Below are 18,099 nucleotides of genomic sequence, written 5' to 3' on the forward strand. Positions count from 1 at the left end.
CTTCCCCCGTCAGGCAGGCTGTCGCCATGAATCCTTCCTCCCGGTCCGGCGCCGCACTCGACCCCCGGATCGCCCCGGCCTTCGCCGAGGTCCCGATCGTCGCTTCGGTCTTCGGCCCTCAACTACTGCGGCAGTTCCTGACCGCACCGGCGAAAGCGTGCATCCTCGCGTCGTTCGCGGTGGGGCAGTTGCCCCAGGTCGTGCCGACGCTGGCCCGGGCGGGGAAGACCGTGTTCGTGAACGTGGACAGCAGCCCCGGTCTGGCTCAGGACCGGGGCGCGCTGGAATTCATCAAGAACATGGGCGCGCACGGCGTGGTGAGCACCCGGCTCTCCCTCACGGAGAAGGGCCGCCCGCTCGGCCTGCTGACCATGATGAAGGTGTTCGTCACCGACCGGTCCAACCTGCGCCGCTCCATGGACGCGATCTCGCGCGGGGCACCGGACCTGGTCCAGATCATGCCCGCCCCGATCATCGGCTGGATGAGTGCGCAGGCGCTGCAGGCGATGTCCCCGTCGGTCGCCGCGGGCTTCGTCGAAACGCCCGCGGACGTGGCAACGGCACTGGCCCTCGGCTCAGCCGCGGCCGCCACATCCGACCCCCGCCTCTGGCACCTGCGCCGCGACCAGCTGCCCCCGGTCCCGCCGTCCGCCCTGAAGAGGCCCGGCACACCCAGGAGTAATCCCCCGTGACCTACGTCGTCATAGCCCGCTACCGCACCCGGCCCGACGCGGAGCGCACCGTCCTCCCGCTCCTCGACGTCATGGCCACCCTCTCCCGCCAGGAACCCGGCTGCCTCTGCTACCGGGTTCACCAAGGCATCGAGGACCCGCGGACGATCGTGCTGTACGAGGAGTACGCCTCCGAGGCCGACTTCACCGCACACTGCGCGTCCCCCCATTTCCAGGAGATCGTGCTGGGCACGGTCGTACCGCTGCTGGAGAGCCGCGACGTACTGCGTTGCGAGCCGCGCCCGGAGGTGGTGGCGTGAAGACCCGTGCGGCGGTGCTGCGCGGGACGTCGACGGCCCGCCCCTACTCCGCATCCCGCCCCGTCCAGGTCGAAGAACTCCACCTCGGCCCGCCCCGGGAGGGCGAGGTGCTGGTCCGTGTCGCCGCGGCCTCGCTCTGCCACTCGGACCTCTCGGTCGTCAACGGCGACCGGGTCCGCCCCTTGCCCATGGCACTCGGCCACGAGGCGGTGGGCGTGATCGAGGAGACAGGGCCGGGCGTCCACCGGGTCTCGCCCGGTGACCACGTCGCCCTGGTCTTCGTCCCGAGCTGCGGCTTCTGTCACGACTGCGCACAGGGCCGCCCCGCCCTGTGCGGGCGGGCGGCAGCGGCGAACGGCTCGGGGGCCCTGCTGCACGGCCCGTCGCTCCTGAAGGACGCGGTCGGCGGCACGGTCCACCACCAACTGGGAGTCTCCGCATTCTCCGAATATGCGGTGGTGGCGCAGGAGTCGGTGGTCCCGATTCCCCCGGACGTCCCCTTCTCCGTGGCATCGATGTTCGGCTGCGCGGTCCTGACGGGCGCCGGCGCGGTCATCAACACGGCCGCACTCCGCCCCGGACAGTCGGCGGTGGTCTACGGCCTGGGTGGCGTGGGCCTCTCCGCGGTTCTCGGCGCACGCGCGGCGGGGGCGTACCCGATCGTCGCCGTGGACCCGGTGGCCGAGAAGCGCGATCTGGCTCTACGGCTGGGCGCGACACAGGCGTACACCCCCGGCGATGCGGTCGAGGCCATACGCGAACTTACGTCCGGGGGAGCGGAGCTGGCGGTGGAAGCGGTAGGCAGTCCCAACGTGATGGCCGTGTGCCTGACAGCCGTGGCCCGGGGCGGCAAGGTCGTCTCGGTGGGCCTACCGGCTCCCGATCGTGTACTCGAAGTCCCGGCGCTGGCCTTCGCGGGCGAGGGCAAGTCCCTGCTGGGCTCCTACATGGGCGACGCAGTGCCACGCCGCGACATACCGAGATACCTGGACATGTGGCGGGCCGGCCTGATGCCGGTGGAGGAGATGCACACCGGCACGCTACGGCTGACCGACATCAATGCGGCGCTGGAGGAACTGGCGTCCGGGCGGGCGATTCGCCAAGTGATCAACACTTCGGGGATGTCGGACGCCTGACAACCCGATTCCGACGGGAGCAAGTGGGAGCCGTCGCGCGAGCTCGGCTTCCCTGCCCTGCGTCACACCTACGCCGGCGTCCAGCTCGAAGCCGGCGAGTCGATCGTCTCCCTTGCCCGCTGGCTTGGGAGCGCCGGCCCTGGCTTTACTCTGCGTACCTACACGCACTTCATGCCCGACGCAGGCACGCGAGGTCGCGCCGCCATGGATGCTTGGTCCGGCGGGGAGGTGAACTCCCTGGGCTCCCCTGACGGCCGTGCAGGGGCGGGATATATGGGAAAATTCAGGTCAGAGCGGGTATGGAGCGGAATTCATGCGGTTGACGGTCTTCTGGGAGCGGATGGCGGACCACTTCGGTGCGGCGTACGCCGAGTCCTTTGCGCGCGATCATGTGATGTCCGGCCTCGGCGGCCGGACCGTCCACGAGGCGCTGGACGCGGGGTGGAGCGCCAAAGAGGTGTGGCGGGTGGTCTGCTCGGTGATGGATGTGCCACACGAAAAGCGCTGAGCGGGGCCCTCGGGGGCCGGGCGCGGGGCCCTGACCTGGACGGAAGCGCCCTTGGCGGCCGGGCATGGCGGACGGTTGCACGGGCTGGGACCGGGGATGCCGGCGCCGTGCGACACACTTGGCTTTGTGCCTGCGCCTGATGAGATCACCAGCAACGACATCCCCCGACCCGAGGGCCGGTCCGATGCGCGGATGCCGCGCTGGCTGCCGCGCGCCATGGTGCTCGCACTCGCCCTGGTGGCCTGCTACCAGCTCGCCACCTGGGGATTCCACCAGCTGATCACGCTGCTGCTGAATGTGCTGATCGCGTTCTTCCTGGCGCTGGCCGTCGAACCGGCCGTCGACTGGATGGCCGCCCGGGGCATGCGGCGCGGGCTGGCCACCGCTGTGGTCTTCCTGGGCTTCCTCGTCACCGCGGCCGGTTTCTTCGCGCTGCTGGGCTCCATGCTCGCCGGCCAGATAGCCACCATGGTCGAGGAGTTCCCGCAGTATCTGGACTCCGTGATCAGCTGGATCAACAGCACCTTCCACACCCACCTCTCGCGGGTCGAGGTGCAGAACAACCTGCTCAAGTCCGACTGGCTGCAGAAGTACGTCCAGGACAGCGCCAACAACGTCCTGGCCGTCTCCGCGACGGTGCTGGGCAGCCTGTTCAACCTTCTGACGGTCGCCCTGTTCTCGTTCTACTTCGCCGCCGACGGCCCCCGGCTGCGCCGCGCGCTGTGCTCGGTCCTGCCGCCGCACCGGCAGACGGAGGTGCTGCGCGCCTGGGAGATCGCGGTCGCCAAGACCGGCGGATATCTCTACTCCCGCGGCCTGATGGCGCTGATATCCGGCGGTGCGCACTACGTCCTGCTGGAGATGCTGGGCGTGCCGAACGCCCCGGCGCTGGGCATCTGGGTGGGCCTGGTCTCCCAGTTCATCCCGACCATCGGCACATATCTCGCGGGCGCGCTGCCGATCCTGATCGCCTTCACCGTCAACCCCTGGTACGCGCTGTGGGTCTTCGGTTTCGTCGTGATCTACCAGCAGTTCGAAAACTACCTCCTGCAGCCGCGGATCACCGCCAAGACGGTGGACATCCACCCCGCCGTCGCCTTCGGGTCGGTCATCGCCGGCACGGCCCTGATGGGCGCGGTGGGCGCACTGATCGCCATCCCGGCGACGGCGACGCTGCAGGCGTTCCTCGGTGCGTACGTCAAGCGGTACGAGGTCACCGACGATCTGCGGGTCCACGGCAGGACGCGCCGTATGCGCGGTGCCAGGGTGCTCGCCCGCGTCCGGCGGACCCTGCGCGACGAGCAGCCGACGGCCCCGCTGGCGGAGCGGGCGGCCGGCGGCGACCAGGGGGACGACCGGGACGTCCGCTGACGGTCTCGGTTCGTCGCGGGCCTCGCCGGCGGGCCTCGCCCGTCAGGCGGAGGGGGATCATCCGGGCGGGCGACGTCCCCGGGCCGCGGTGGATGCGACGTTCGGCACATGACTGATGCCGCAACCGATGACACACGAACGGCGAAGCCGCACCGGGCGGGGTACGCGACGATCTGCTGGGCGGTGGTCCAGGGCGGGTTTGCGCTGCACTGCGCGCTGACCGCCGCTTCGCCCGCCGACCGGAGCTTCGGCCCGGCCGGACTGGGCCGCTTCGTCGTCGTGGTGGCCGCGCTGGCGGCGGTCGCGGCGGTGGCCGCGGTGCGCCTCGGGAACCGGCCCGTGGTGCGGGCGCTCTTGTGGGTGGCCTGCGGGCTGTCGCTGGTCTCGGCGTTCAGTCTGCTGATGGACGTGGTGAGGCTGTTGTTCGCCCAGGGGGTCGACAGTCCGGCCGCCGCCGTGCTGCACGCGCTCGGGCTGCTCGGTGCGGTGCTGCTGGCCGCCACCGCCCGCTCGTACGGGTCCGCCGTCTGCGCCCGCTGCGGCACGGTGCACGAGACCGTGGTCAGGCCCGAGCCCTCCCGGGCACCGCGCCCCGTGCGCCTCGCCTGCTGTGCGGGGGCCCTGGCGTTCCTTCCGTTCGTGGGGATGAAGGTGACCTGGGCGGTGGGCGGAACGTTCGCCGGGGTCAGCAGTGCGGAGATGCTCGCGGCCTCCAGGCGCAACGGCGCCTCCGGGGTGTGGCTCACCCTGGAGTCCTGGGGCCTGGACGGCACCACGCTGCTCGCCGCGCTCGGGGTGTTCCTGCTCTTCGGACTGATCCGCCCCTGGGGCCAGGTCTTCCCCCGCTGGACCCTCGTCCTCGCCGGCAGAAGGGTTCCCCGCCGGCTCCCCCTCACCCCGGCTCTCATCGGCGCCGCCACGCTCGCGCCGTACGGCCTGATAGGCACCGGCTACACGGCCCTGGCGACGGCCGGTGTGGTGCCCGTCCGGCGCGGCGATTTCCACTCCTCGTCGGACGTCCTGCTGGTGGGCTGGATCGGGTTCGGCGCCTTCGCCCTCTACGGCGGCGCCCTGATCCTCGCCGCCCGCTCCTACTGGCTCCGCACGCGCCCTCTCTGCCGCGCCGAATTGCCGGTCGACTGGCCTGAGGTCGACCGGCCTGAAGGTCGACCGGCCTGAAGGCCGAACCCGGGCACAGCTGTCCCGGCCGGCTTGTCCCGGGGCACCCGGCTCCGGTCACGGCTGCGCGCAGCCGTGACCGGAGGGGCGAGCGCGGTCGGGTCAGCCCTCGGTGATCTCGCGGAGCTCGGCGGTGACGGTCCAGTGTTCCGGGTGGATCCGGAGGAACCGGTTGGTCCACTCCAGCGCCTCGGCCTTGTCCTTGGTCTGCATGATGGCGTAGCCGCCGATGACCTCCTTGCTCTCGGTGAAGGGCCCGTCGGTGTAGCTCAGCTTGCCGCCGGACCAGGTGACCCGGGTACCTTTGGAGGTCGGGGTGAGCCCGGCCGTGTCCAGCATGACCCCGGCCTTGGTGATCTCCTCGAACAGCGCGCCCATGCGCTCCGCGAACTCGGGGCCGGGGTCCTCGGCGGGGGCGTTCTGCTCGTCGATACGGATCATCGACAGATAGCGCGGCATGGTGACTCCTCGGTGCGGAGGGCGGGGGCTCTCCCTGCCTCTCACCCTTGCGTCGAACGGGAGACGGCCGGATCGACAGCTCCTCGGGAATTCTTCTGAGAATTTTCCGGGGCGGCCACCGGTGTCCTGTGACAACGAACTTTGAGCGTGCCATCGAAGTTTGAGCGGCGCCGGTCAAGCCTGCTCTTGCGGTGCATCGGTGCCAGCGTGTTTCCGTGGCTCGAACACCCTGTTCCAGGCCGCGGTCAGCACCGTGACGGCGTCGCTGTCCGTCAGGTGCGGTGCGCCGAGGGCCATAGCGGCATCCAGGAGCGCGCCCAGGGCTGTGTCCCATGGGTCCGCCAGAGCCTGATCGCCGTCCTCATCGAGGGTGAAGGACCCCGCGCTGCCTCGATCCTGGGCGGCTGTGCCGACCATCCTCCAGATCAGGGAGAATCCGTCCCCGATCGGTGATCCCGAAGGGCCGGCCCCGGGGATCGACAGGGTCCATACGTGATCCTGGTTTCGGTAGGCCGCGCCTTCTGGCTGTTCAGCGAGCCACCGGTCCCATGCCCTGCCGTACTCCCCCTCGGCTGCGGGATGGCGAGCGGACTCAAGTGCCCGTGCACGTCCCTCATCCAGGGCGCTTCCGGCCTCGATGATGTGGCGGACAGCGTCGCCATGGGGGCCGAAGAGCACGGATGAGGAAAGCTCCTCCAGCAGGTCGACGGCGATGGCACGTGTGTAGCCGGCGTGCGAAGCCAGGCCCGCGGCGGCTCGTGCCATCGCGGCACGCTCCTCGTCTGTCGTCGGAGGCACCGCCTGCACCCGGAAAAGCCGCCCCGGCCATCCGGTGACAGGCACTCGTTCCAGCGCGTGATCGACCACGATCCACGGCGGCGTGAACACAGGAAGCGTCACCCTTGTGCCGGCCGTCGCCGTCTTCAGGTAACCAGGGGACTCATCACTGATGAAGACGAAGCCCGCTGACGCGGGCGGATCCGCCAGGTCCTCCACCGACACTCCTGAATCCCTGTTCGCTCAAACTTCCATGGCACGAACCTACTGGTCATCAACCTTCAGTGACAGTGATCAAGCTTCGATGGCACGGGACAACCGGAGCGGTCCGTCGTGGGGATGCGCTTGACACCAAAATCGAACATCCATTCTCATAGGGGATCCGGCCTGTGTTTCCGGGCTTTCCGCGGAGTTATCCACAGGTCGCAGCCGGGTCCGGGCGCATTGTCAGTGGCAGGCGTTAGCGTCATGGACGTGAAGCGATCGACTCAAGCAAATCGGGTGGAACCCATGGCAGGCACTGACCGCGAGAAGGCGCTGGACGCCGCGCTCGCACAGATTGAACGGCAATTCGGCAAGGGCGCCGTGATGCGCATGGGGGAGCGCCCGAACGAACCCATCGAGGTCATCCCGACCGGATCCACCGCACTCGACGTCGCGCTCGGCGTCGGCGGCCTCCCGCGAGGCCGCGTCATCGAGGTCTACGGCCCGGAGTCCTCCGGTAAGACGACCCTGACCCTGCACGCCGTCGCGAACGCCCAGCGGGCCGGTGGCGCCGTCGCGTTCATCGACGCCGAGCACGCCCTCGACCCCGAGTACGCCAAGAAGCTCGGCGTGGACACCGACGCCCTGATCCTGTCCCAGCCGGACAACGGCGAGCAGGCCCTGGAAATCGTGGACATGCTGGTCCGCTCCGGCGCGCTCGACCTCATCGTGATCGACTCCGTCGCCGCCCTGGTGCCGCGGGCCGAGATCGAGGGCGAGATGGGCGACTCCCACGTCGGCCTCCAGGCCCGGCTGATGAGCCAGGCCCTGCGCAAGATCACCAGCGCGCTCAACCAGTCCAAGACCACCGCGATCTTCATCAACCAGCTCCGCGAGAAGATCGGTGTGATGTTCGGCTCGCCGGAGACCACGACCGGTGGCCGCGCGCTGAAGTTCTACGCCTCGGTGCGCCTCGACATCCGCCGCATCGAAACCCTCAAGGACGGCACGGACGCGGTCGGTAACCGCACCCGCGTCAAGGTCGTCAAGAACAAGGTCTCCCCGCCGTTCAAGCAGGCCGAGTTCGACATCCTCTACGGCCAGGGCATCAGCCGTGAGGGCGGCCTGATCGACATGGGTGTGGAGCACGGCTTCATCCGCAAGTCCGGCGCTTGGTACACCTACGAAGGCGACCAGCTCGGCCAGGGCAAGGAGAACGCCCGTAACTTCCTCAAGGACAACCCGGATCTCGCCAACGAGATCGAGAAGAAGATCAAGGAGAAGCTCGGCATCGGTGTGAAGCCGCAGGACCCGGCGGCGGATCCCGGCGCGGACGCCGCGGGGGCGGCGGCCGACCCGGCCACCGCGGCTCCGGCAGCCAAGGGCGCCAAGGCTTCCAAGGCCGCCGCGGCCAAGAGCTAGCCCGCCATGACACGGCGAACGGAATGGCCGGACAGCGCGGACGACACCAGCAGCGCTGCCGGCGACGCCGAGACCCGTAACGGCCGCCGGGGCCGTCGTGGCCGTGAGGACGGCGGTGGTCCCTCCTCGTCGAGGGCCGAGACGGGACCACCGCGTACGCCCGAGGAGCAGGCGCGGGCCATCTGCCTGCGCCTGCTCACCGGGAGCCCGCGTACACGCAAGCAGCTCGCGGACGCCCTGCACCAGCGGGGCATCCCCGAGGAGGCCGCCGAGGAAGTGCTCTCCCGCTTCGAGGACGTCGGACTGATCGACGACGCGGCCTTCGCCGACGCCTGGGTGGAGTCCCGCCACCATGGGCGCGGCCTGGCCCGCCGTGCCCTGGCCCGCGAACTGCGCACCAAGGGCGTGGACTCCGCTCTGATCGATGTGGCCGTCGGTCGCCTCGATTCCGAACAGGAGGAGTCCACCGCCCGCGAGCTGGTCGACCGCAAACTGCGCGCCACCAGAGGCCTGGACCGTGAAAAACGCCTCCGCCGCCTGGCCGGAATGCTGGCCCGCAAGGGCTACCCGGAGGGCCTCGCCCTCCGCGTCGTCAAACGGGCCCTGGAGGAGGAAGGCGAGGATCCGGAACTGCTGGAGCAGCATCTGCCGGAGGCTTGAGCCGGAGGCGTGGTGGCTGAGGCGCAGAGCCCAGGTGCGGGGGCGCGAGACCCCGGGGGGCGAGTGAGCCGGCCATGGGTGGACGCCATGGGTGGACGCCAGGGCTGGAGCGGGGGTGGGGGAGGGGCGGGGGAGAGAGAAGCCGGGGTCGGGTGTCAGCCCCGTACCGCCAGCCCCGCCCCCCCCGCCAGGCCTGGAACCCGCCCACCAGGTCCGTCGCCCGGCGGAGGCCCAACTCGCGCAGTGAGAGCGCCGCGAGGCTGGACGCATAGCCCTCGTTGCAGATGACCACGACCGGAAGATCGTGGTGGGTCGCCTCGGGGGCGCGGTGTTCGCCCGTCGGGTCGAGCCGCCATTCGAGCTCATTGCGCTCCACGATCAGCGCGCCGGGGATCGTACCGTCACGCTCCCGCAGCTTTGCGTACCGGATGTCGACCAGCAGCCCGCCGGCCTCCTGGACGGCGGCGGCTTCCCGGGGGCCGACCCGCCGGCCCAGTTCGCGCCGGGCCCGCGCCAGCAATGCGTCGACGGCGCTCATGTCCACTCCTCCGGCTGCTCGACCGCTTCGAGCCGCAGTACCTGACCGGTGCGGCTGTAGCGGCGCATCAGCGGCAGCGGCGGGTAGTAGGCGTGCACCGACACCGCATGGGTGTCCTCGGAGGTGTTGAGCACCTGGTGGACATGGTGCGGGCCGAACGCCCGGCCGTGGCCGTCGCTGAGCTTGCGCTCCCGGTCCACGCCGTCGGCGAGTTCCAGGGTCTTCCACCCCTCGGTGGGCAGTTGGGCGGCGAGCGACTGTTCCGTCAGCTCGCCCGTGGCCGCCGCGAAGGCGCCGCGCGAGCCGCCGTGGTCGTGCCAGCCGGTGCCGGTGCCGGGCGGCCAGCCGATCAGCCATGCCTCACTGCCGCCCGGTCCGTCCAGCCGGATCCAGGTACGGCCTTCGGGGTCGAGCGGGAGCGAGGCGACGAGCGCCGGGTCCGTGGCGCTGCGGCGGGCGAAGTCGAGGAGTTCGGATGCGCTGGGCCCGCCGTCATGGCCGGTGGCTTGCGGGCGCGCAGGGGTACGTACATCGGGCACGGAAACCGTCCTGAGTGATCGCGAAGAGACGCGGCTGCCGGACAGAGGCAGGCGGCCGCGCGGGGAAGGAGCTGCGGATCAACAGGACGGACGACACATACAGCCCGCATAGCGGACCAGGTCCAGATGGACCCTCCGCCAGAATCGCGAGCTGTGATCAGTCACTCTCGGAGTGAAGCATGGAGGTTCCCACAGGGTCAACAGCGGATGCGCCGTCCTCGCCGGCTTCGCGCCGCCCGGACGCCTCGGAATCCTCGTACTCCTCGGCTTCGTCGGTCCGCCGAACCGCGTCGCCGGTCCGTCGAGCCGAGTCGTCGCTCGGTCGCGCCGCCTCGGCCTCCCGCCCGTGCGCCCCGCCCCGTACCGCGTCCGCGCACGCGTGCATCTCGGCCGGTCGGACGCCCGAGAACGCCGTGACCAGATGGCCGTCCGGCCGTACGAGCAGCACGGTGTGCGCCGCCGCGCCCGGGTAGGCCTCGGTCACCAGGATCTCGGCGTCCATCGGCAGTGCGGTGACCGCGTCGGTCAGCCCCGGCATCAGGCCCGCCGACTGCCAGTGCCGCCGGTCCCAGACGCCGGTGCCCGGCGCCACCAGCACCACCAGCAGGCCGTGTCCGAGGCGGTCGCGCAGCCGCACCACCGAGCCGTCGGGCGCGGTCACCGCCACATCCGTCACCGGTGCACCGGGGAACGTCTCGACGAGCGGCCCGCCGGTGTGCTCGGCGGGCGGTGCGAGCGGGGTGCGGGCGTAGACCGGCGGTGCGCCCAGCGGGCCGCGGCCCAGGTGGCCGTCGGTCAGCAGGGTGCTGCGGCCGCGCGCCGCGCCCGGAAGTACGGTCCGCCAGCGGGCCGCGCGCCCGTCCCGGAGCAGCGGCAGCGCCTGGTCCGCGGCGCGCAGCCGGGCCGCGACCGCGCCCCGGCGCTCGGCCTGGTAGCTGTCGAGCAGCATCTCGGAGGCGCCGTGGTGCCAGGCCAGTCCCAGCTTCCAGGCGAGGTTCTCGGCGTCCCGCAGTCCCTCGTCGAGGCCTTGAGTGCCGAGCGCGCCCAGGAGGTGCGCGGCGTCGCCGGCGAGAAAGGCGCGGCCCTGCCGCCAGCACCGGGCCAGCCGGTGGTGGACGGTGTGCACGCCGGTGTCGAGGAGCTCGTACGGCGGGACCAGCCGGCCGTGGCCGCGGCCCCGCGCGAGCGGCTCGCCGCCCTCCGCCCCGGTCCCGTCGGCCGGGTCCGCCGGGGATTCGACGGTCCAGCCGGCCAGCGAGTCGCGGATCCGGGCGACCAGGGCGTCCGGTGTGACCAGTTCGCGCCCCGGTGGCAGCAGCCAGTCCAGCCGCCAGAGGCCGTCGGCCAGCGGACGGGCGGAGACCTCGCTGCCCGGGCCGCCGCCGTGCCGGGGCGGCGAGCGGTGCAGCAGGGCCTCGCCGGGCCAGGGGAGCTCACAGCGCAGCGCGGCCACCGCATGCCGTTCGACGGCCGTACGTCCCGGGAAGCGGATGTCCAGCAGCTTGCGGACGGTCGAGCGCGGGCCGTCGCACCCGATGAGGTAACTCCCGCGCCACCACGTCCCGTTGGGGCCGCGGGTCTGAGCGCTGACGCCGTGCTCGTCCTGCTCCAGATCGGCCAGCCGGCTGTCGGTGACGATCGTGGCCAGCTTCTCGTGGGCCAGGGCGGCGCGCAGTGCGCGGGTCAGTGCGTGCTGGGGGAGGTGCACCGGGGACGCGGTGGCGGGGCCGGCCGCGCCGTCCGGGGTCCGCGGGGCGAAGGGGATGCGTTCGAGCAGGCGCCGGCGGCGCATGGTGCGCCAGGCCGTCCAGCGGGTGCCGGCGCTCTCCAGGGTGTCGGCGCAGCCGATCCGGCCGACGAAGGCCGCGGTGTCCTGGCGGAGTACGGCGGTGCGGGCGGGCCGGGAATCCTCCTGGCCGGTGGTCTCGTCGAGGACGATGGAGGGGACGTCGAGCCGCGCGAGGGCGAGCGCGAGCGAGAGGCCGACCGGGCCGGCCCCGACGACGATCACCGGGTCCACGGCGCAGCTCCCTGGGGCCGCTGGTTCGTACGGGTCGTGCGGGAACTGGCAGTTGGAGCCCGGTGCGTGATCACACAGCGTATGCAACCCACTGCGGCCGCTCGCGTCAAGTGACGGAGGCGGTGGCGAGGGTGCCACCGCCTCCGGACGGTTCGGTATCAGCCGCGGAACGGCCTGTCGTGCCGTCAGCCCTTCTTGGTGACCGGCCCGTCGGGCACCGCGTCGGAGACCTCCATCGCGTCGGTGGCGGCCACCGGCTCACCGGCCGTGGCGACCCCGATACCCGTCTTGGCCCGCCGGCCGCGCCGCTCGATCCAGTTGGCGAGGGCGGACAGCGCCAGGCACATCGCGACGTAGATGCTGCCGACCACGATGATGACCGGGACGTAGGTGTCGTTGCCGTTGACGATGATGTTGGTGCTCATCTGGCGGGCGGTGAAGAGGAGTTCCTCGAAGGTGATGATGTAGCCGAGGGAGGTGTCCTTCAGGGTCACTACGAGCTGGCTGATGATCGTCGGCAGCATCGCCCGGACGGCCTGCGGGATCAGCACCGTCGTCATGACCTGTGTCTTGCTCATGCCCAGCGCGTAGGCGGCCTCGCGCTGCCCCGTGGGCACGGAGTTGATACCGGCCCGCAGCACCTCGGCCTGCACCGAACCGTTGTAGACCGTCAGCCCGAGGACCAGCGCCCAGAACTGCGGCTGGCTGCCGGAGAGGCCGAGGGCGTCCCGGTTGCTGAGGAGGATCACCCACACCGCGTAGATGGTGATCAGCAGCGGGACGGCGCGGAAGAGCTCGACGAACCCGGTCGCGAACCAGCGGACCGGCTTGTGGTCCGACAGCCGCGCCACTGCGAGCAGCACGCCCAGGGCCAGCGACAGCACCGCGGCGACCGCGAAGACCTGAAGCGTCGTCAGTACACCGTCGCGGATGCTGGTCCGCACACCGGCGTTGTTGAAGATGTTCCACACCTCGGGGTCGAGCTGGCCCTTGGCGCTCAGCCGCAGCACGGCGAACGCGATCAGCGCGAGTACCGCGAGGGTGCCGAGGACGGTGTAGACGCGGTTGCGTGCCTTCGCCTTCGGTCCCGGTACGTCGTAGAGAACGCTGGCGCCGATCATGCCCTTACCTCGCTTTGTTCCGCCCCGCCTGCGCGTGGCACCCACGTCGTGCTGATCCGCCGGTCGCATCGGCTCATCGGGCGACCCCCATCCGGCGCTCCAGCAGCCGGAAGATGCCGCTGATGGCGAAGGTGATGACGAGGTAGGCGAGCGCGACCCACAGGAAGATCCAGGCGACCGCGTATCCCTTGTCGTTGAGGAGCTTGGAGACGTTGAACAGCTCGCCGAAGCTGAAGGCGCCGGCGATCGCGGAGTTCTTCGTCAGCGCGATGAAGATGCTGCTCAGCGGGGGGAGTACGGTGCGCGTCGCCTGCGGCAGCACGATCATGCGCAGCGTCTGGCCGAACGTCATGCCGAGGCTGCGCGCGGCCTCCGCCTGTCCCAGCGGGACGGTGTTGATGCCGGACCGCACCGCCTCGCAGACGAAGGAGGAGGTGTAGAAGCCGAGCGCCAGCGTGGCGAGCACGAAGGGGCTCGCGCCCTGGAAGAGGATCTGCGGAATGACGAAGAACGCGACCAGGAAGAGCAGCGTCAGCGGCGTGTTGCGCAGCACCGTGACCCAGGCCGTCCCGAAGGCGCGCAGCGGCGGAATCGGAGAGACCCGGAAACCGGCTATGAGAACGCCGAGTACCAGCGCGAGCAGGGCGCTGGACGCGGTGATCGCCAGGGTTCCGAGGAATCCGTCCCGGAACTCGGGCAGATAATCGAGGAGTACGTTCATGGGGTCTCCGCGGTAGCGGTCATCAGGTCGACGGCGGGATGAGAGTCAGAAGCGGGGGAAGGCAGCGCGCCCCGCACACCCGCCGCGGCGGGCGTACGGGGCGGCGCGGTCCGGTGGGTGCCCGATGCCTCAGTACGTCGGCAGCGGGGTCTCCGGGGCGACGTACTTCGCGCCGGACTTGCCGAGCGTGCCCTTGTACGCCTTCTCGTAGTCACCGTTCTTGATGTGGTTCTCCAGGGCCTTGGTGATCGCGTCGCGCAGGGCCTTGTCGTCCTTGTTCATACCGACGCCGTAGGGCTCCTTGGTGAACGGCTTCTCGACCACCCGGAGCTTCTCGGAACGCTGGGCGGCGTAGCCCTTGAGGATCGCGTCGTCGGTGGTGACCGCGTCGGCCCCGCCGTCCAGCAGGAGCTTCACACAGTCCGAGTACTTCGACAGCTCGGTGGTGTCGGCGCCGTACTTCGCCTTCTTGATCTCCTGGAGCGGGGTGGAGCCGGTGATCGAGCAGACCTTCTTGCCCTTGAGGGTCTCCGGTCCGGTGATGGACTTGTCGTCCTTGCGCACCAGGAGGTCGGCGCCGGCCGTGTAGTACGGGCCCGCGAAGCCGACCTGCTTCTTGCGCTCTTCGTTGATGGTGTACGTACCGACGTAGTAGTCGACCTGTCCCTTGGAGATGGTGGTCTCACGGACGTTGGAGTCGATCGTCTGGAACTTGATCTGGTCCTTGGAGAAGCCCAGGTCGGCCGCGATCATCTTGGCGATCTCGATGTCGAACCCGGAGTACTTGCCGGTGGCCGGGTCCTTGAAGCCCAGGAAGGGCTGGTCGGCCTTGACGCCGATGACGATCTTCTTGGCCTGCTGTGCCTTCTTCAGCACCGCCGAGTCGATCTTCGGCGCCGAGGCGACCTTGTAATCGCCGCTGTAGACCTCGCCGCCGGCCGGCTTGTCGCCTGCCGAACCCGACTCGCCGCCGCACGCGGTTGCCGTCGCCGCCAGCGCGAGCACCACCGCACCGGCCGTGGCCGTCTTACGAATCCTCATGGTGAACATCCTTTGGTTCAACAGGTGTTGGCAATCATGGTGGCCCAACCACGGCCTCAGTGGTGGAGGATCTTCGACAGGAAGTCCTTGGCGCGGTCGCTGCGCGGGTTGTTGAAGAACTGGTTCGGCTCGGCCTCTTCGATGATGCGGCCGTCCGCCATGAAGACGACCCGGTTCGCTGCGGAGCGCGCGAACCCCATCTCATGGGTGACCACGACCATCGTCATGCCGTCCCGGGCGAGCTGCTGCATCACGTCCAGCACCTCGTTGATCATCTCCGGGTCCAGCGCGGAGGTCGGCTCGTCGAACAGCATCACCTTCGGGTCCATCGCCAGTGCCCGGGCGATCGCCACGCGCTGCTGCTGGCCACCGGAAAGCTGTGCGGGGTACTTGTCCGCCTGGGTACCGACGCCGACCCGGTCCAGCAGGGCGCGGGCCTTCTGTTCGGCCGCCGCCTTGTCCGTCTTGCGGACCTTGGTCTGGCCGAGCATCACATTCTCCAGCACCGTCTTGTGTGCGAAGAGATTGAAGGACTGGAAGACCATGCCCACGTCGGCGCGCAGCCTGGCCAGCTCGCGGCCTTCCTGCGGCAACGGCTTCCCGTCGATGGTGATGCTGCCGGAGTCGATGGTCTCCAGGCGGTTGATCGTGCGGCAGAGCGTCGACTTGCCCGAGCCCGAGGGCCCGATCACGACGACGACCTCGCCCCGGGCGATCGTCAGGTCGATGTCCTGGAGCACGTGCAGCGCGCCGAAGTGCTTGTTCACGTTGTCCAGCACGACCAGCTGGTCCGCTGCCGCCGCGGGACCCTCGGCGTTCTTGGTCACCGATACTTCGCTCATCGGCGTGTAGCTCCGTCCTCCTCGGTTGGGGAGGACCCTAGTGACGCCCCTCGACCAGCGTCATTACATCTGAGGGGAACTTGAGCATAACGATCCGGTCGCAGAGGAGAACTCTGTGTGAAGCCGGGTATCGGGGGCTGCGCGCTGTGATGAAGTGCCCCGGGCGTACCGGCTGGGTAACGGATGGCGGCCGGGAGGTGGCCTCCTCTTGACGCGCACACCTCCTATCGCCGTAGATGCCCTGTGGCCTGTACACACGCACCCGGGAAGGAGGGCTGATGAGACTGCTGCTGGTCGAGGACGACGATCATGTGGCCGCGGCGCTGTCCGCGGTGCTCGCCAAGCACGGCCTGGCCGTCGTGCACGCGCGCAACGGCGAGGAGGCGCTCAAGGCCCTGCTGCCCGACAACGCCGAACCGTTCGCGGTGGTGCTGCTCGATCTCGGGCTGCCCGACCAGGACGGCTTCGAGGTGTGCGGCCGGATCCGCAAGATCTGTGCCACCCCCGTCATCATGGTCACCGCGCGGTCCGATGTGCGCTCCCGCATCCACGGCCTCAATCTCGGCGCGGACGACTATGTCGTCAAGCCGTACGACACCGGTGAGCTGCTGGCCCGTATCCATGCGGTGAGCCGGCGCAACGCGTCCGGCGGCGGGGAGCAGCCGGCCGAGGAGAGCGCCGCCGACGAGGGGCTGCGGCTGGGCGCGGTCACCGTCGAACTCCCCACCCGCCAGGTGTCCGTGGACGGCACCGCGGTCCCGCTGACCCGCAAGGAGTTCGACCTGCTCGCGCTGCTCGCCCAGCGCCCCGGCGTGGTCTTCCGCCGGGAACAGATCATCAGCGAGGTATGGCGGACGAGTTGGGAGGGTACCGGCCGGACCCTGGAGGTGCATATCGCCTCACTCCGGGCCAAACTGCGCATGCCCGCCCTGATCGAGACGGTGCGCGGCGTCGGCTACCGCCTCGTCATCCCGGCCTCCGGCGCCTCGGCGGCCGCGCGGCCGCCCGCCTCCCCGGCGCCCTGACGGTCGTTACCACCACGTGCGCACCCGACTCCTCCCGCTCCTCATCGTCCTCATGGCCGGTGTGCTGCTCGCGCTCGGCGTCCCGCTCGGGGTCATCACGGCCGGGGTGGAGCAGCAGCGGGTGGTCGTGGACCGGATCGACGATGCCGCCCGGTTCGCCTCGCTCGCCCAGTTCGTCACCGCCCGCCCCGAAGCGGATGAAAAGAACAAAACCCCCGAAGAGGACGAGCGCCGCGCCACCCTCCGCGCCGAACTGGCCCGCTACTACGGCCTCTACGGCATACGCGCCGGCGTCTTCTACCGCGACCACACCCCGATGGCCGCCGCACCGCAGGGCCTGCCGGTGCCCCGCGAGGGTGAGGGCGCCCAGGCGTTCAGCGAGGCGCTGGCCGGCCGCCGCAGCCATGACCCGCACCAGATCTGGCCCTGGGACGACACCGGCCGCATCCCGGTCGCCTCACCCGTCATCCGCGACGGCGATGTGGTCGCCGTGGTCTTCACCGACTCGCCCACCGGACAACTGCGCCCGCGCATCCTGCGCTGGTGGCTGCTCATCGCGGCCGGCGAATGCGCGGCCATGCTCGTCGCCGTCGCCGCGGCCTTCCGGCTCACCGGCTGGGTCCTGCGGCCCGTACGGGTCCTGGACGCGGCCAGCCACGACATCGCCACCGGCCGGATGAACGCCCGCGTCGCCGCCACCGCCGGCCCGCCCGAACTGCGCCGGCTGGCCCGCTCGTTCAACGAGATGGCCGACAACGTCGAAGACGTCCTGGAGCAGCAGCGCGCCTTTGTCGCCGACGCCTCCCACCAGCTGCGCAACCCGCTGTCCGCGCTGTTGCTGCGGATCGAGCTGCTGGCCCTCGAACTCCCCGAGGGCAACGAGGAGATCGCCTCGGTCCGTACCGAGGGCAAACGGCTGGCCCGCGTCCTGGACGATCTGCTCGACCTCGCGCTGGCCGAACACACCGCCGCCGACCTCCAGCTCACCGATGTCGCGGCGCTGGCCGCCGAGCGCGTCGACTCCTGGCGCCCGCTGGCCGACGACAAGGGCGTCCGCCTCACCTACGAGGGCCTGGGCGCCGTCACCGGCTGGGCCGACCCGGTCGCCCTCTCCAGCGCCCTGGACGCCGTCGTCGACAACGCCCTGAAGTTCACCCCGGCCGACGAGCCGGTGACCGTCGCCGTGGCGCCGGACGGCGAGCACGTCCACATCACCGTCGCCGACCGCGGCCCCGGCCTGACCGACGACGAGCTGGCCCGGGTCGGCGACCGCTTCTGGCGCAGCGGCCGCCACCAGAACATCTCCGGTTCCGGCCTCGGCCTGTCGATCACCCGCGCACTGCTCGCCGCGGGCGGCGCCACCATCGCCTATGCGCCGCACGCTCCGCACGGTCTGAAGGTCACCGTGACCGTGCCGCGTACCGCACCGTGACGGGGTGTGCACACGGCGGCGCCGTACTCCTGTGCTAACGTTGACGGCGTTGCAGTTGTGGTACCCATGAAACTTTGTGCGCGCCCGGAGGCTGGATGCCCCGGGCGTTCCTT

Annotated in this window: 19 protein-coding genes and 1 pseudogene; 10 read left to right on the plus strand and 10 right to left on the minus strand. The window is 70.4% G+C overall.

From position 1 onward, the window contains the following. Positions 1-26: 26 nt before the first annotated feature. From KI385_RS32450 to KI385_RS32475, 6 genes are all read left to right on the plus strand, one after another. Positions 27-692 (plus strand): glycerol-3-phosphate responsive antiterminator, encoded by a 666-nt coding sequence (locus KI385_RS32450; RefSeq protein ID WP_238575621.1) that lies wholly within the window; start codon positions 27-29, stop codon positions 690-692. Further along, positions 689-991, plus strand: a complete 303-nt coding sequence (locus KI385_RS32455) for a putative quinol monooxygenase (RefSeq protein WP_238575622.1) — start codon at positions 689-691, stop codon at positions 989-991. Before KI385_RS32450 ends, KI385_RS32455 begins: the two co-directional genes overlap by 4 nt. Next, positions 988-2,127, plus strand: a complete 1,140-nt coding sequence (locus tag KI385_RS32460; protein ID WP_238575623.1) for a zinc-binding dehydrogenase — start codon at positions 988-990, stop codon at positions 2,125-2,127. The genes KI385_RS32455 and KI385_RS32460 overlap by 4 nt, the downstream gene beginning before the upstream one ends. Positions 2,128-2,440: 313 nt before the next feature. Next, positions 2,441-2,635, plus strand: a complete 195-nt coding sequence (locus KI385_RS32465) for a DUF3046 domain-containing protein (RefSeq protein WP_238575624.1) — start codon at positions 2,441-2,443, stop codon at positions 2,633-2,635. Between the two features lie 126 nt (positions 2,636-2,761). Next, entirely contained in the window at positions 2,762-4,006 is a 1,245-nt protein-coding gene (locus KI385_RS32470) for an AI-2E family transporter (RefSeq protein WP_238575625.1), read from the plus strand. A gap of 108 nt (positions 4,007-4,114) precedes the next feature. After that, positions 4,115-5,185 (plus strand): hypothetical protein, encoded by a 1,071-nt coding sequence (locus KI385_RS32475; RefSeq protein ID WP_238575626.1) that lies wholly within the window; start codon positions 4,115-4,117, stop codon positions 5,183-5,185. Between the two features lie 102 nt (positions 5,186-5,287). On the opposite strand, the gene KI385_RS32480 is transcribed toward KI385_RS32475, so the two are convergent. Then, positions 5,288-5,644, minus strand: coding sequence for a YciI family protein (locus KI385_RS32480; protein WP_238575627.1), 357 nt, complete (start codon positions 5,642-5,644; stop codon positions 5,288-5,290). 174 nt (positions 5,645-5,818) lie between these two features. Next, positions 5,819-6,640 carry a hypothetical protein gene (locus tag KI385_RS32485; protein ID WP_238575628.1) on the minus strand — a complete coding sequence of 274 codons (822 nt, stop codon included), beginning with the start codon at positions 6,638-6,640 and terminating at the stop codon, positions 5,819-5,821. 291 nt (positions 6,641-6,931) lie between these two features. On the opposite strand from KI385_RS32485, the gene recA reads away from it, so the two are divergent. After that, positions 6,932-8,047, plus strand: coding sequence for a recombinase RecA (recA, locus tag KI385_RS32490; RefSeq protein ID WP_238575629.1), 1,116 nt, complete (start codon positions 6,932-6,934; stop codon positions 8,045-8,047). Positions 8,048-8,053: 6 nt separating this feature from the next. Next, positions 8,054-8,707, plus strand: coding sequence for a recombination regulator RecX (recX, locus tag KI385_RS32495; protein ID WP_238575630.1), 654 nt, complete (start codon positions 8,054-8,056; stop codon positions 8,705-8,707). 184 nt (positions 8,708-8,891) lie between these two features. Here the strand turns inward: recX and KI385_RS44270 are convergent. From KI385_RS44270 to KI385_RS32530, 8 genes and pseudogenes are all read right to left on the minus strand, one after another. After that, positions 8,892-9,245, minus strand: a pseudogene (locus KI385_RS44270) (rhodanese-like domain-containing protein); the annotation flags it as partial. Then, the gene (locus tag KI385_RS32505; protein ID WP_238575632.1) at positions 9,242-9,784 is read right to left on the minus strand and encodes a cupin domain-containing protein; all 543 of its coding nucleotides are present in this window, start codon (positions 9,782-9,784) and stop codon (positions 9,242-9,244) included. The pseudogene KI385_RS44270 and the gene KI385_RS32505, both read right to left, overlap by 4 nt. Positions 9,785-9,862: 78 nt before the next feature. Then, positions 9,863-9,949 carry a putative leader peptide gene (locus KI385_RS44275; RefSeq protein ID WP_311044721.1) on the minus strand — a complete coding sequence of 29 codons (87 nt, stop codon included), beginning with the start codon at positions 9,947-9,949 and terminating at the stop codon, positions 9,863-9,865. Continuing rightward, positions 9,942-11,804 carry an FAD-dependent monooxygenase gene (locus tag KI385_RS32510; RefSeq protein ID WP_238575633.1) on the minus strand — a complete coding sequence of 621 codons (1,863 nt, stop codon included), beginning with the start codon at positions 11,802-11,804 and terminating at the stop codon, positions 9,942-9,944. Before KI385_RS32510 ends, KI385_RS44275 begins: the two co-directional genes overlap by 8 nt. 185 nt (positions 11,805-11,989) lie before the next feature. Further along, entirely contained in the window at positions 11,990-12,925 is a 936-nt protein-coding gene (locus KI385_RS32515) for an amino acid ABC transporter permease (protein WP_238575634.1), read from the minus strand. Between the two features lie 73 nt (positions 12,926-12,998). Then, the gene (locus tag KI385_RS32520; protein WP_238575635.1) at positions 12,999-13,646 is read right to left on the minus strand and encodes an amino acid ABC transporter permease; all 648 of its coding nucleotides are present in this window, start codon (positions 13,644-13,646) and stop codon (positions 12,999-13,001) included. Positions 13,647-13,775: 129 nt separating this feature from the next. After that, complete coding sequence (locus KI385_RS32525) at positions 13,776-14,687, minus strand: glutamate ABC transporter substrate-binding protein (RefSeq protein ID WP_238575636.1); 912 nt, start codon at positions 14,685-14,687, stop codon at positions 13,776-13,778. Positions 14,688-14,743: 56 nt separating this feature from the next. Next, complete coding sequence (locus KI385_RS32530) at positions 14,744-15,529, minus strand: amino acid ABC transporter ATP-binding protein (protein WP_238575637.1); 786 nt, start codon at positions 15,527-15,529, stop codon at positions 14,744-14,746. Positions 15,530-15,807: 278 nt separating this feature from the next. On the opposite strand from KI385_RS32530, the gene KI385_RS32535 reads away from it, so the two are divergent. Together KI385_RS32535 and KI385_RS32540 are read left to right on the plus strand one after the other, a co-directional pair. Beyond that, the gene (locus tag KI385_RS32535; RefSeq protein WP_238575638.1) at positions 15,808-16,554 is read left to right on the plus strand and encodes a response regulator transcription factor; all 747 of its coding nucleotides are present in this window, start codon (positions 15,808-15,810) and stop codon (positions 16,552-16,554) included. Between the two features lie 16 nt (positions 16,555-16,570). Then, on the plus strand, positions 16,571-17,986 hold the full coding sequence (locus tag KI385_RS32540; protein ID WP_238575639.1) for an ATP-binding protein: 1,416 nt from the start codon (positions 16,571-16,573) through the stop codon (positions 17,984-17,986). The last annotated feature ends 113 nt before the right edge of the window (positions 17,987-18,099 follow it).

The sequence above is a fragment of the Streptomyces inhibens genome, from assembly GCF_022221585.1.
GTDB classification, from domain to species: Bacteria; Actinomycetota; Actinomycetes; order Streptomycetales; family Streptomycetaceae; genus Streptomyces; species Streptomyces inhibens.

Bases quoted from the DNA above. Each gene is read 5' to 3' on its own strand.
- KI385_RS32450 (WP_238575621.1), top strand. From the start codon at position 27: ATGAATCCTTCCTCCCGGTCCGGCGCCGCACTCGACCCCCGGATCGCC.
- KI385_RS32465 (WP_238575624.1), top strand. From the start codon at position 2,441: ATGCGGTTGACGGTCTTCTGGGAGCGGATGGCGGACCACTTCGGTGCG.
- KI385_RS32475 (WP_238575626.1), top strand. From the start codon at position 4,115: ATGACTGATGCCGCAACCGATGACACACGAACGGCGAAGCCGCACCGG.
- KI385_RS32480 (WP_238575627.1), bottom strand. From the start codon at position 5,644: ATGCCGCGCTATCTGTCGATGATCCGTATCGACGAGCAGAACGCCCCC.
- recA (WP_238575629.1), top strand. From the start codon at position 6,932: ATGGCAGGCACTGACCGCGAGAAGGCGCTGGACGCCGCGCTCGCACAG.
- recX (WP_238575630.1), top strand. From the start codon at position 8,054: ATGACACGGCGAACGGAATGGCCGGACAGCGCGGACGACACCAGCAGC.
- KI385_RS32515 (WP_238575634.1), bottom strand. From the start codon at position 12,925: ATGATCGGCGCCAGCGTTCTCTACGACGTACCGGGACCGAAGGCGAAG.
- KI385_RS32520 (WP_238575635.1), bottom strand. From the start codon at position 13,646: ATGAACGTACTCCTCGATTATCTGCCCGAGTTCCGGGACGGATTCCTC.
- KI385_RS32525 (WP_238575636.1), bottom strand. From the start codon at position 14,687: ATGAGGATTCGTAAGACGGCCACGGCCGGTGCGGTGGTGCTCGCGCTG.
- KI385_RS32530 (WP_238575637.1), bottom strand. From the start codon at position 15,529: ATGAGCGAAGTATCGGTGACCAAGAACGCCGAGGGTCCCGCGGCGGCA.
- KI385_RS32535 (WP_238575638.1), top strand. From the start codon at position 15,808: ATGAGACTGCTGCTGGTCGAGGACGACGATCATGTGGCCGCGGCGCTG.